At 56.0% G+C, this 13,401-nt stretch carries 8 protein-coding genes; 3 read left to right on the top strand and 5 right to left on the bottom strand.

What is annotated here, in order from left to right:
* Window positions 1-61 precede the first annotated feature (61 nt).
* Window positions 62-4,759 (top strand): dermonecrotic toxin domain-containing protein, encoded by a 4,698-nt coding sequence (locus GHN86_RS10135; RefSeq protein WP_153379103.1) that lies wholly within the window; start codon window positions 62-64, stop codon window positions 4,757-4,759.
* A 33-nt stretch (window positions 4,760-4,792) separates the two neighbouring features.
* Here the strand turns inward: GHN86_RS10135 and GHN86_RS10130 are convergent, their stop codons facing one another.
* Together GHN86_RS10130 and GHN86_RS10125 are read right to left on the bottom strand one after the other, a co-directional pair.
* Window positions 4,793-5,542, bottom strand: a complete 750-nt coding sequence (locus tag GHN86_RS10130; protein ID WP_153379104.1) for an anti-sigma factor family protein — start codon at window positions 5,540-5,542, stop codon at window positions 4,793-4,795.
* On the bottom strand, window positions 5,539-6,045 hold the full coding sequence (locus GHN86_RS10125) for a sigma-70 family RNA polymerase sigma factor (RefSeq protein ID WP_153379105.1): 507 nt from the start codon (window positions 6,043-6,045) through the stop codon (window positions 5,539-5,541). Before GHN86_RS10125 ends, GHN86_RS10130 begins: the two co-directional genes overlap by 4 nt.
* Window positions 6,046-6,230: 185 nt before the next feature.
* On the opposite strand from GHN86_RS10125, the gene GHN86_RS10120 reads away from it, so the two are divergent.
* Both GHN86_RS10120 and GHN86_RS10115 read left to right on the top strand, forming a co-directional pair.
* Window positions 6,231-7,313, top strand: a complete 1,083-nt coding sequence (locus tag GHN86_RS10120) for a catalase family peroxidase (RefSeq protein ID WP_153379106.1) — start codon at window positions 6,231-6,233, stop codon at window positions 7,311-7,313.
* On the top strand, window positions 7,310-7,852 hold the full coding sequence (locus GHN86_RS10115) for a cytochrome b (RefSeq protein ID WP_153379107.1): 543 nt from the start codon (window positions 7,310-7,312) through the stop codon (window positions 7,850-7,852). Before GHN86_RS10120 ends, GHN86_RS10115 begins: the two co-directional genes overlap by 4 nt.
* A gap of 2 nt (window positions 7,853-7,854) precedes the next feature.
* Here GHN86_RS10115 and GHN86_RS10110 read toward each other — a convergent pair whose 3' ends face one another.
* Genes GHN86_RS10110 through GHN86_RS10100 form a run of 3 tightly spaced genes read right to left on the bottom strand, consistent with a single transcriptional unit; the run spans window position 7,855 to window position 13,333 of the window.
* Window positions 7,855-8,454, bottom strand: a complete 600-nt coding sequence (locus GHN86_RS10110) for a glutathione S-transferase (protein WP_153379108.1) — start codon at window positions 8,452-8,454, stop codon at window positions 7,855-7,857.
* Entirely contained in the window at window positions 8,451-12,092 is a 3,642-nt protein-coding gene (locus tag GHN86_RS10105) for an AAA family ATPase (protein ID WP_153379109.1), read from the bottom strand. The genes GHN86_RS10110 and GHN86_RS10105 overlap by 4 nt, the downstream gene beginning before the upstream one ends.
* Window positions 12,089-13,333, bottom strand: coding sequence for an exonuclease SbcCD subunit D C-terminal domain-containing protein (locus GHN86_RS10100; protein WP_153379110.1), 1,245 nt, complete (start codon window positions 13,331-13,333; stop codon window positions 12,089-12,091). The genes GHN86_RS10105 and GHN86_RS10100 overlap by 4 nt, the downstream gene beginning before the upstream one ends.
* Between the last annotated feature and the right edge of the window lie 68 nt (window positions 13,334-13,401).

Raw genomic sequence — 13,401 nt, 5'->3', positions numbered from 1 at the left:
TTTAAATGAAGTTCGATCGCGGGCTAGCCGCTCGCACCACTTCATTGGAAAGAACTCGCCCATGACCAACCCCACAGAAACTCAAGCGCCATTAAGCCGACTCTCCTTGCTGACACAAGCAGTCAGCCGACATTTCGCGGACCGCCCCACATTGCGCACCGTGGTGAGGGCTTTGCTCGAGAAATCCCTTAAAAAAAAATTCAACCCTCCTATTACTCCAATTCACCTCGATCTATTGAAAATTATCTGGACTGTCGATGAAACGGAGCGAACGCTGGACGTTGCTCGTCAGCAGCCGATAGTTGAGGCTGTGCTTGAGCATATAGCGCTAGGGACGCCAATTAATTACACCTTCTATGAATATGATCAGTGCTATTTGGCTGAATTGTCTGATGGCACTGAACCCTCAAGTCAAACACCACCGTTTCTATCCATGTTCCAAGTCGAACAGTCGATACGTGAAGTCGTGCGGGACTGGCTGTGGGGCTACCAACAAGCATTGGTTGATTATTGGAACCAGCCCGTCGACGGTTACCGCAGTCGGCAACATTGGCTGGGAGCATTCTTTGGCGAGTTGATCATTTCTTATGCCAATACTGGCGAAGGGTTTAGTGATGAACAAATTGATGTGCTGCGCCAGGTGTTCAAGTATCCGTTGCATGCCGACCGCTTACGCTTTCTGGGGCGCACACGCCCACGGGTTTATTTCGCACAGGTTCAGGCCACTTCCTCTTCCGAGCGTATCGAGTACCTTGTGCCCGATATATTGGTCGTATATTCCATAGAGACACGTGAGCAACTTTTGGTGTGCAAGCCATCAGGTCACATAGAGTCCTTTGCATCCTTGAGCGCTTATGGTCGGTACTTGGGTCGAACTGTCAGTGCTTTGGATCAGGTAAATACCCTGCTCTGGAAGCGATATGAAGCGGATGATGATGCGCTGCAGACCCAAGCCATGATTGTGCTCAACCTTCAACTGGAGCGTATAAAAGAATTACAAACGGCGCCGGGAGCAGACAAGCCTGGCCTCGTCAGTCTTGAGCGTCAGTTATGGCTAATGAGTGATCCAGCTTGCGTCTTTGATGAAGAAAGTGAGGTGCTGTCCCTGCCTTTGGGGCGTGTATTGCAAGCGCTACCCGACTGGCTAAAAAATGCCAGCGTCAGTGACCGATTTGCCTATCGTTCGCACATGATTGATTTGGCTAATGTCATGCGTAAAGCCAAAGGACGGGTGTTTGATGAAGGTATCCCGGACTTGCACAGCTATGCGTCGAACGTACTGCGCGAACAAATGCTCAAGGATCAACCCCTGGCCCCCGGCTATTACTCCGATGACATTGAACTTGAGTTCACTGTGGCTTCAGGCCAATTCAATACCGCGGGAGTCATTGAACATGTCAAATACACACTGACCGAGTTGGCCTTGCAAAACTTGATAGCAGTGCCCAGCGGCCACATGACGATCAAGCATAAGCACAATCAATTGATTCAGGATTGGTGGATGACACCTGCTTATATCAAGTCACTGATTCAGCGGGTCAATGTGGGGGGCAACTATCCGGCTCTGATAAAACGCTTGCTGATTGACGACCTGCCCGAAGCGCAACGACGTGAAATGCTTTACACCGATCAATTACGGGCCGCATTACCCATGCTGGCCCTTGAAATGATGTTGAAAAAGCAAGGCGCAATGACATCGTGGGGATACAACTGTATTGCTGCGCTGATGAAAGTTGATCCGAACGCCAGATTGCTGGATGGAAAATCAGTGTGTATTTGCCCTTTGGCGTTGCTCAAAAAACCTAAAGAAGCCCCGGATTTTGTGCGCGCAATGTTTGTTATTGGACTCCGTGATGACCCGATGGGCCGTTGTGTGCTTTACCGGCCGTTATTCAAGGAAGTTCTGCTTGAATATCCTTCGGCACTGGTATTGCACAAAGCAATGTCCACACCCGGAGCGTTGCGTGACAGTGTGCTCCACTGGCTGCCCGATGCGGCCCGTGCTGCATATACCTCTGGTCCTCTGAATCCTGGCGCTACTCCATTGAGTGGGGACGATATTTTTTACCTGCGAGCGCTCAATACCAGTTTTTTACATAATGTCTTCCGCGACAGTGCCTTGGCCCTGGCGCTTATGGCTGATCAGCAGTCCGTATCCAACAGTGAAAGTCGTTGGGCCAGTCTTAAACAAGGCGGATGGTTACTGCTGAACACGTTTTTACCTATGCTGCGGGGGCCCATTGCCATTGCAGGATGGCTATTGCTCACCGTGTTGGCAGTGAAACAAGATTTCAAGGCGCTCGAGAGTGACGATGAAGAAACCAAAGCCCCCGCCATAATTGATTTGCTCTTCAATATTGCTTTGGTTTTGCTGCATGTTGCGAACAAACCTGATGTGTCTTCCCCGCAGATACAGCCGATCGATGACGCTCACTTGCCCACTGTCGAGTCCTCGGTTACAGCAACTGATAAGCAGTACATGGCCCCGGTTGAAGTTAACGTCCAACAAGGCTCGGTCTACTTCTCCGATGTGCCGGTTGGCAATCAGCTTAGTACCCTGGATTTTTCCTGGTTCAAGAACCCGGCCATACACTTCAATTCTGCCCAGTTATCCTGGCTGGACAAAAACCGCGCCCCGTACCCTGAAGGTAAAACCCCCGTCGCATACGGCCCGGAAAAAGGCCTCTACGTGGTCAACAATAAGTGGCATGCCGTGATCAATGGCTTTAGTTATGAAGTGTCGCCCGAAGATGAGGGCAGGGTGGTCGTGAGCCCAAAAGATCCTCTGGATACAGGCCCATGGATTAAATCCAACGGCGACGGGGTTTGGCAGTTTGATACGGGGATGTATCTGCGCGGTGGCGGTCCGAAAAGACGTCAACAGGCAACTGCCCGGCTCTTGGCCCGTGATCAGCGAATCAAAGAGTTAAACGAGAAATACGAGGCGATGGGACGCAGGGAAACCCAGGTCAACGCCGAACTTAACGCAGCACGCGCACGGGTCAATGAAACCCACAGTGGCGCGACTGCCCAGACGCTCACCTATCTTGATAAAACGGTGCGGATCAAACATTTCAGAGCGCTTCTGGAAAAAGCAAAAATTGATTACACCCTGGAGAGAGGTAACTTTCGCGAACGACATGCTTTGCTCAAACAGCCTCAAGACCATCTAACAGAGGCTAATTTCAACCGGACACTGTTCAATATTGCCTCTGATATCGCATATGCCCAACATGTCTTTATCAGTTTACTGCTCAGCCTTCACCCCGAGTTTATGGAAGCGAATTATCAGACGCTGGCCATCAACGATGTTGAACGCTTTATTAATATGCGGCGCGATTTGTACAACGCTCAGCACACGCACCTGGAGGACTTCCGCACTCAAGTCATCTGTTTGCAGGCACTTCGTGAATCGCCCAGGGTTGGTTTTAGCATGGCCAAGGAAAGTAGCCGCACCGTGATGCCTACGGTGGCACAAGCCGAAGGCAAGTCTCGATTGGCCACAGAGCTGGATTTTTTGACAACTCACATGTTGACGTTGGCGGACTTGGTACCCAAAACGCCTTTCGGTCCGCAGTGGCATGCTCTGGTCGAGATTGTTTGGCCACTGACGTTCACTGTGCAGTCACAGGCGCAGTTGATGGAGCCCGAGTTGTTCAGTCACGCTGAAAGAGTCGAAGTGCTGTTAGACATTCAGGAGCGTTACGCGCGAGCACATGACGCTTTGGCCATTTTGCATCTGGACGTGGGTGATCAATTCAAGCTGAGTGATTTCAATCGTCTGGCCGAAATGATCCAGGGATTCAGCATCAATTGCGAAAAACAACTGAACGAAGAACTCCGCCAAGAGAACGAATGGCTGCCTGCGCAACCTGGCCCTTTGCGGCCTGTTAATCAAACGTCCAAAATTATCCGAACTCGAAAACATGGGATCCTGATTGGCGTTCAACGTGCGGTTGGTCCAGGAACTCAAGTGGTTGAAGTGGGCGAGTTTGTGTCGAGTGACCCTTTTGATCGTTCACACAGCCCTGTCTCAAATAGGCCAAAACTGACATTTCGCGAGTCTTCCCCTGACCAATGGGAAGTGGTGGAGCCTTTGCTTGTATCACCTGCAAAGCGTGCCATTGGTGCGATTCGCAGTGAGTGTAATGAGCAGTTGGGACGGGTAGATCAACAAATAAATCGGGTCAAGGTGTATGCTAAAAACTCGAAATTCCCTTTGGAACTTGAAGAGATTTTGGAGCGTGACGCACAAAAACTTGAAGGCTTGGTTAATGAATTAGAGCGAGACTTTGCATCAGAGCTTCACGTCGAAAAACCTAAACCCGGTACGCCACAGTCTCTGCGCAATCGTCTGCGCGAGGGTGCCAAAAAGCTGCGTGAACAGGCCATTTGGGTTTTGAAATCTTTGCCGCCAACTGAGGCTGTCGTGGAGTTTCTGTTGACAAAGAATGAGGTACGGCTGGTCAAGGAGGGCGTGCGAATCAAGATGTTTGGGCCGCGCAACGATTATGTTCAAGAGTATCAAGTGCTCAACACCAATAATCAGGTGTTGTGGTACGCCCACTTGCATTACTCGCAGTTGAACACCGCTGTGAACGCTCCGAATGCTGCCCATTTCAAACTCAGGCTTCAGCGCAAAGTCAGCAAGCAAAGCTTGGACGCTAAAGCAAAACCCGGTGAAAAAGTCCCTGATGTTCATTACGGAAAAATCAGCAAAAAAATGCTCACTGACCGGTTTGTACCTTTGGAACACTGAGCCTCATAGCAAGGGCAGGGGCTGTGTATCCCACTAAAACTTCACTGTATTCAACACCTGCGCAGTCGGGCCTTCTGCAGGTCCGACCATCGCATAGTTGTAGTCAGGGCCTGACCAGTAGTCGGCCTGTAAATCGCCCTCGTGTCGGCTTCCCCGAGGCAGCAAGGTGTTCTGCGGGCCGGGCGGACGAATGTAAAAACTGAGGTGTTGGCCTTGCGGATTTTCGTACAGCACTATGGCCGCACCGCCCTCATCAGTGGTGAGCAAGCGGGAACTGACAGGTCTGAATCCCGCACGACTCAAGTCCGGCAAGCGCTCGGCATTGCTGAAATAACGGTCCATCCAGACTTGCATGTCGCTGTTATTCTCCACGTTATAGTCGGCTGGCATAAAACCTTGTTCAGCAAACATGCGGTGTGCGGCCAGCGCATCAGTCATGGGTAACGGGCTTGGGTTCATGGCCATTTGTTTGGCCTGCCAGCCGCCCAACCCACCCACGCTGACGGCAAGCAACAGCAAAGCAGCGGTTGCCCAATGGCGCGCGGTTTGTCGACGTTGACGTTGGCGAATGGCCGCCGGGTCGAGTGCAGGGTTGGCCGGTTGCAGCAAGGTTTGCTGCAACGCCATGCGCAGGTTTTGAGCGTCGTGCTGCCAGGCGTGGACTTGAGTTGCAACCTCCGGGTGGGCCTCCAGATACAGTTCAACCTGCTGACGCTCTGACTCGTTGAGCGCGTGATCAACGTAAGCATGCAAGTCGCGCTCACTGGGTGGGGTGGTGATCATTTAAGTCTCCGCAAAACAGGACGGGTGATTTCGCCTTCGCTGAGCAGGCGCAACGCCTGACGCGCGCGAGACAGGCGAGACATCACGGTGCCAATCGGTACATCAAGCATGTCGGCGACTTGCTGATAACTCAAACCCTCAACCGATACCCATAACAACAAGGCGCGCTGTTCGGTGCTCAGTTGATCGAATGCTTGCAGGGTCGATTGTGCGATCACTGTGCGCTCGGTGGAGGGTTGAGTGTCGTCACGACCGGTAAAAAACTCGAGCATGCGGGTGTAGCGTCGAGCGCGCCGGTGGTTGTCGACAAACTGTCGGTACAGGATGGTAAACAGCCACGCCCGCAAATCACCTTCAGGGCGTTTGCTGGCCACACTGGCAAGCGCTCGCTCCAGACAGGCCTGTACCAGATCGTCAGCATTGCTGGAGTGACGCGTCAACGACAACGCAAAGCGCCTTAGGCGCGGCATGAGCTCGCGCAGTTGCTCGTCAAATGGGGGCATGGGGATCTTTACGGTTTAGGTCTGTTAATCGGGCTGGAACCTTAAAGACGACCCGGCTTGATAGTTATTCCCGAGGCGGGAAAATAAATGCGTTAAAAATAAACGCTGCGCTGCGGGAATAAGCCTGATTGGCCTGCGTCTCATAGGCCATCCACTTGATGGCCCCGTGGCCTCGGAGTTCTTACATGGTAGATCAATTGCCGCCTGCGCGGCCCGTCAAACCTGCGTTGAGCCCGGCCAGTGTAATGCTGCGACTGGCGGCAATCGGTGCAGTGGTGGCGGTCATTGCGGGCACGTTTTTTTACGTGAACGGCACCCTGGACGCTCAGCGGTTGCGACCAAAAACCTTGGTAAATGCCTTGGAACAGAACAATGGTGTGCATCCGGGATATCGACGCAATCATGCCAAGGGTATGTGCGTGATCGGCTATTTCGAGAGCAATGGCAATGCGCAGCCGCTTTCCCGTGCGCAAGTCTTTCAGGCTGGGCGCACGCCGGTGGTCGGGCGCTTCGCCTTGCCCAGCGGCAATCCTTATGCGCCTGACAGCAGCGTGCCGATTCGCAGTTTGGCGTTGGGTTTTACCCAGGCCAATGGCCAACAATGGCGAACCGGGTTGAACAGTATGCCGGTATTCCCGGTGGGCACTCCCGAGGCGTTCTATGCCATGTTGCAAGCCGGGGCTCCGCAACCCGCCACCGGCAAGCCCAAGCCAGATGCCATGCCCGCGTTCTTTGCCGCCCACCCGGAAACGGGGCCTTTTTTGCAGTGGGTCAAGACAGCCAGACCGTCCGCCAGTTTCGCCACCGAAACCTACAACGGGATCAATGCCTTCTATCTGGTGAATGCCTCCGGGCAGCGTCAGGCTGTGCGCTGGGGGGTGGCGCCTGAAGGTCAGGACGCTCCAGGCGCGAGTGCGCCCAACGAGGCAGATTATCTGGAAAATGATCTGGTGCAACGCTTGTCGGTCGGGCCATTGAAATGGCAGTTCAACCTGACATTGGCCGAGGCGGGCGACCCGGTCAATGATGCAAGCAAACCCTGGCCAGCCGAGCGCAAAGTGGTCAAGGCCGGGACTTTGGTTCTTCAACGCGCAGAGCCGCAAAACACTGGCGAGTGCCGCGACATCAACTATGACCCGCTGATTTTGCCCAGTGGCATCGAAGGCTCGGCAGACCCTTTGCTCGCAGCGCGCTCAGCCGCCTATGCCAGTTCCTATCTGCGCCGAACCAGTGAAGTTGATCAGCTCTCCCAGGAGAAACGTCCATGAACACACCCACCTCGCATTTCGCGCCCCTGGCACGTCTGCTGCACTGGCTGATGGCGCTGATGATCATTGCCATGCTGTTTATTGGCGCGGGCATGGCAGCTTCAGTGTCTGAACGCCATGAATGGCTGCTCAACCTTCACAAACCTTTGGGTATCGCCATTTTGCTGTTGGTGGTGGTGCGTCTGTTTGTGCGCTTCTCGACTCGGCAACCGCCACTGCCAGCTGACTTGCCTGCTGTGCAAGTGCTGGCCGCCAAACTGTCCCATGTGTTGTTGTATGCGCTGATGTTTATTTTGCCGGTGGTGGGCTGGGCAATGATTTCGGCCGCGGGTGACCCGGTGATGCTCAGCAGCTCATTGCAACTGCCCTCAATTTTGCCGGCTAACCCCACGACCTTTGCCTTTCTGCGCAAGGCCCATACGTACTTGGCATATCTGCTGTTTTTGACCGTGCTGCTGCATCTGGCGGCGGCGCTGTTTCACGGTTGGATCCGCCGCGACGGTGTGCTGCAAAGCATGCTTCGCGGCAAAGCGTTGTAGGTTTACTGCGTTTTACCCATCACCGAGGTGAACAACTCAGAGGCTAAAAACCGTTCCAGCCAAGCGCGCAGGTGCGGGTAGGGCGCCTGCGTAAACCAGTCCCGGTCAACGTGGGCGAACTGGCGCACAAACGGCGCCAGGGCCACGTCGGCCAGGCTCAGTGAGTCGCCAGCCAAGTAAGGACTGTGTGACAGCAGCGTCTCCAGACGCAGCAAAAATGACGCCCCCTGCGCCCGATAATGTTCCATCGGGTACTCGGGGTAGCGAATCGCATATTTATAGCGATCCAGCTGCACCTTGAACACGCGGTCATTCTCATCCAGCAATTGTTCAATCAATGGATTGCCCGATTGCAGCCAGTTATCCGGATCATTACAGGCCAAAGCCCACCGCATGATATCCAGACTCTGCTCTATCACCCGGCCATCTGCACACACCAGCACCGGCACCGTACCTTTTGGCGATGCCAGCAGCATGTCGGCAGGCTTGGCCTTCAAGCTGACTTCAATCGTGTTCAGGGGCACGCCGCTGTAGCGCAACGCCATGCGCGCGCGCATGGCATAGGGGCAGCGGCGAAAGGAATACAGCAGGTGCGCGCTCATTTCACCTCCAGTGTGCTCAGGCCGTTACCTTGACGCTGCACGCGTATCTGCACGGGAATGCGCTCATGCATTTCCTGTACGTGGGAAATCACCGCTACCTTGCGGCCCTGCGCTTGCAGACCATCCAGCGCGTCCATAGCCAGTTGCAACGATTCAGGGTCGAGGCTGCCGAAGCCTTCGTCGATAAATAATGACTCGATTTTCAGCGTACTTGATGCCATTGAGGCCAGACCCAGCGCCAGTGCCAGCGACACAAGAAAGGTTTCACCGCCGGACAGCGAATGCACGGAACGCAGTTCATCTCCCATTTCGGTGTCCATGACCAGCAACCCCAGCGTGCTGGAGCCACGCTTCAGGCGATAGCGGCGCACCAGTTGACGCAGTTGCACATTGGCGTGGTGCACCAGTAAGTCAAGGTTGTAAGCCTGAGCGATTTTACGGAAGGTGTCGCCCGTCGCGGAGCCGATCAGCGCATTGAGCCGCGCCCAGCGCTGCCATTCGTCATAAGCTTGGGCGATACGCAGGGCCAACGCCTGATTGGCATTTTGGCGGCGTTGGTCTTCGCTTTGCCGGGCGCGCAGTTCGGCGCTCTGCTGCTCGCTAACGCCCAGTTGACCGTGCAGCTCGCTGAGCGCCTGATCCAATGCGTCGGCATCGTGATTGCCATTGGCCATTGTGTGATGCTGGGCCAACCGTTCCTCACGTTCTTGCAGCAGGACACGGGCGTGTTGCACGGCGGCGTCGGCGTCTTTCTGCGCCTGGCGCAATCCCCGCGCGCTCGCTTCGTCGTAGCTCAGTAATTGCTCAAGCCGCAGATCATCCAGCTGCGCATGGTGTGTGCGCCATTGCGCGACCTGCGCACTCAATGCGTCGTGTTCTTGTTGCAAAGCGTGCAGGCGATCCTGCTCTGCCTTGAGTTCGGCCGCCAGCTGGATCAGTTGATGGGCCGTGGCCTGCAGGGCTTCGCTGGCCTGATTGTGGGCCGCAACGGTCTGTTCCACGTGCTGGTCAAGGTGTTGTTGCCAGGCGTCGGCGCTACTGAAGTCGCCGAGCAAGTCTTTGAGCTGTTGCTCGCAGGTCTGCTGCTGTTCGCTCAGTTGGCTGACGTTGCGTTGCAGCGTGTCCAGTTGTTTAAGGTGGTTGGCGTGCTGGTCTTTCTCGCGTTCGATGTTGCGGATGCGTTCAGCCTGCTCAGTGTGTTCATCGTGCAGTTGTTCGGACTGCGCCAGACGCTCGGCGACGCGCTGATCCAGCGCCATAAAGCAGGCCGAGGCGTTTTCTTGCAAGGCTATTAACAGTGCGTCAGGCAGCAGGCTGGCAAAGGTCGCCAATTCTTCATCCAGCCGCTTGGCATCTGCGTTGAGATGCAGTTGCTGTTGAGCCAATTGCTGGGCCGCTTCTAGGTTGGTTTCGTTGGCACGCAGCATTTGCTGTTGGAGCTGTGCGGCGTCTTTTTGCAGGGTCAGCAATACGTTGAGGCGCTGTTCGTCCTGCTCGATGCTGTGCTGCAGCTGACCAAGGCGCTGGGTCAGCCAGTGCTCGCGCTTGGCAGGCTCTTGCGCTTGCCACTTTGAATACAGCGGATGCGCCTCAAGCAGTGGCGCGTGTGCCGTTTGTTCGTCGATCAGTTGCTGATGCTGTTGCTGAATTTCGCGCAGTTGGGCATTCAGGCCGCCGACTTTTTCACGCAGTTGAATCAGCACTTCCTTGAGGTCGTCGACCGCCTTGCGTGCAGTGGCTTCTTCCTGCTCGTCGTGACGGGTCAAGGTATGCAACAGGGCTTCGGGCTGGTGATACGGGTGCTCGTGGCTGCCGCACACCGGGCAGGGCTGATCGTCCTGTAACTGCTTGCGCAGTTCTTCAACGCTGGCACTGCGCGCCAGTCGCTGTCGTTCGAGCAATTGACGGGTGATCTGCAAGGCCTGTTCGGCGGTTTCGCACTGGGCCTTGGTACGCGTGCCCTGGGCGATCAACTGTTCGCGCTGGGCTTGAAGTGTTTGCAGTTTTTCGTGCAGGCCTTGCAGGCGGGTTTGCAGCGTCAGTTGAGTGTTGCACAGGCGCTGTACGTCTTCGTAATCACGCTGTTGCTGGCGGTTGTCCTTGAGCAGGCTGCCCAGCGTTTGAATTTGTTCGTTGATGGCATGGGGCTCGGCGCCCGCTTCCTGAAATAGAATCTCCAGGCTGCTGCGCAGTTCACTCAGATGGCTTGCGGCCTGTTCAGCTCGAAGCTCCAGGGCTGGCAACTCTGTGCGCCCGGTTGTGAGCGTCGTGCTCAGCCGCACAAGCTGTTGCAGGCGCGGCCGATAAGCGTCCCAACTGCCAGCCAAAGGTGCCAACTCGGCACTGTGTTCCAACTGTGTGGCGATCACTGCCGCCTTTTCAACGCCTTGTTGCTGGCGTTCAAGCAGTGACTGCAGATTTAATTCGCCCGCCTGACAGGTCTGTTGCGCCTCGCGTGTGAGGGTTTGCAAACCGTGCAGTTCTTCATTCAGGCGCTGGAGTGTGGCCTGTTCAAGGTGGGCATTCTTGAGGCGCGGGGCGCTGGTGCGCTGTTGCTGCTGCGCCTGTGCGGCCGCCAGTTGGGCGGCTTGCAGTGTGTGCTGCAAATGGGTTTGTTGCTGATTGAGTGCGGTTTGCTGGTGAAGATACCCGGCAATCTGTTCGGCCAGCGGCGACAAGTGAGTCTTGAGTTCCACCAAGCGGGCAAACTGATGGCGCTGCGGGGCCAACTGATCGAGCAGTTCCAGGGTCTGGCGATCGGCGCTCTGACTTTCCCACAGTGTTTGTGCCTGTTGCAGTTGCTCGGCGGCGCTTTGTTGCTGTTCCTGCAATTGGCGCAGGGTCTTGAGCCAGGTGTGTTGCAGCTCCAGTTGCTTGAGTTGCGCCTGCTGGTGTTTAAGTTGCTGTTGCGCCTCGTTGAACTGCAGATCCAGCTCGGTGCGGGCTTCAGGCGTCAGCGGGGTGACGCCGACCGCTTGATCCTGCAATTGTTTGTGGGCGTCACGGGCCTCTTTGGCCTTGTCGAATGCGCGCCTGCCGAGTCGGGTGTACAGCGCTGTGTCCGTGAGCTTTTCAAGCAGTTCACTGCGCTCGTTGTCATCCGCCTTGAGGAAGGCGCTGAACTCGCTTTGGGCCAACAGCACGGCGCGGGTGAACTGTTCGAAGTTCAGCCCCAGACGCGCCTCCAGCTGCACTTTGTAATCGCCTTTTTGACTGGCCAGCAGTTGATCGCTGTCCAGGTCGCGCAGGCTCTGGCGGCTGGCTTGCAGTTTGCCGGTGGCTTTTTCGCGGGCACGGTTGGCTTCCCAGCGGGCCCGATAGCGGCGCCCATCGATACCGACGAAATCGACCTCGGCATAGCCTTCGCCCGTGCCACGGCGCAGCAAGGTACGCGGATCGCCGGTGGCGATTTCGCCGTCGGCGTCCGGGACTTTGGCATCACGGCCAGTGTTGTTGAGCCGTGGCACATTACCAAACAGTGCCAGGCACAAGGCGTCGAGCAAGGTGCTTTTACCGGCGCCTGTGGGGCCGGTGATGGCAAACAGTCCAGCGCTGGCCAGCGGCTCTGCGGTGAAATCCAGTTCAAAGGGACCGGCCAGCGACGCAAGGTTTTTCAGGCGAATGGCAAGGATTTTCATGGCTGTTCACCTTCCAGCTGGACTTCTTGCAGCAACACGGCGAAGTCTTTGAGGGTTTGTTCGTCTGCCTCACTGCCATAGCTTTCTTGCCAGGCGCGGCTAAACAGCTCTTGTGGTGTCATCTGGTCGAGTTCGATCAGGCGGGCTGCGTCGTCAGCGGAGGATTGATTGCCGCTGCCGGCGTATTCGGCGGCGATTCGCACCAACCTGACCGATTTGCCTTGCAGCGCCGTTTCAATTTGCTGACGCAAATCGGGCTGTGGTTCGTCGAGGATGACGCGAACTTCCAGCCAAGGCTGGCGCTGGGTATCGGCCAGCAAATCGGTGTCAGGCAGTTCAGCCAGTTGCGTCAGAATCTCGGCCAGTGGAGCGGGGCCAATACGTTGCAGGTTGACTGCGCGGGGGATCAGGCGCGGTTCAACACTGATCAGGGTTTCGCCCTCAAGCATGACGTCGAGAATCTGATGCTGGTAGCCGATTTCCGAGAACGACAGCGGAATCGGAGAGCCGCAGTAGCGAATGCGTTCTTCGCTGTTGACCCGTTGTGGCTTGTGCAAGTGACCCAATGCGACATAGCTGATGCTTGGGCCAAACAGGCTGGCGGGCAGCGCTTCGGCGTTGCCGATGATCAGGCTGCGTTCGGAATCTTCAGAAACCGACCCCCCCGCCATGTGCGCGTGGCTGATGGCGATCAGCGCTTGCCCCGGCTGGCGTTTGGCGTTGGCGGCGGCAATCAGCCATTCATGCACCTGACCAATGCCACGCAGGTAGTTGTCGCCCAGCTGCGCGCCGGTGACTTCGGCGGGGCGCAGGAACGGCAGGGCCAGGCACCACGCAGCCGTTTCGCCTGATGCGTCGGGTAGCGGGATAAGCAGTCGCTCGGCATCCAGTTGGCCATCATCGAGCCATAACACCCGGCCCAATGCATGAGTGCGCAAACGGCGCATCAGGGGGGCGGGCAGTTCGATGCGAGAGCCTGAGTCATGGTTACCGGCAATCATCACGATGGTCAGCGCAGGCTGTTGCTCGTGAGCGCTGACAATAAAGTCGTACAGGCGCTCCTGCGCTTTGACCGGCGGGTTTACGGTGTCGAAGATGTCCCCGGCAATCAGCAGGGCATCGGGTTGTTGTTCAGCCAGCTGGGCCAACAGCCAGCTCAGAAAACAGGCGTGTTCGAAATCGCGTTCCTGACCATGCAGGTTTTGCCCCAGATGCCAGTCGGACGTGTGAAACAGGCGCATAACAAAATCCGTAAAAAGTGCTTTGAATGCGGCTCAGTCTTCCCGGTCGCGAACTCGCGTCTTCAGAA

The sequence above is a fragment of the Pseudomonas helleri genome (genome assembly GCF_009600315.1).
Lineage (GTDB): Bacteria > Pseudomonadota > Gammaproteobacteria > Pseudomonadales > Pseudomonadaceae > Aquipseudomonas > Aquipseudomonas helleri_A.
The sequence above is the reverse complement of the archived record's forward strand: the minus strand, read 5'-3'. Positions and strand labels throughout refer to the sequence as shown.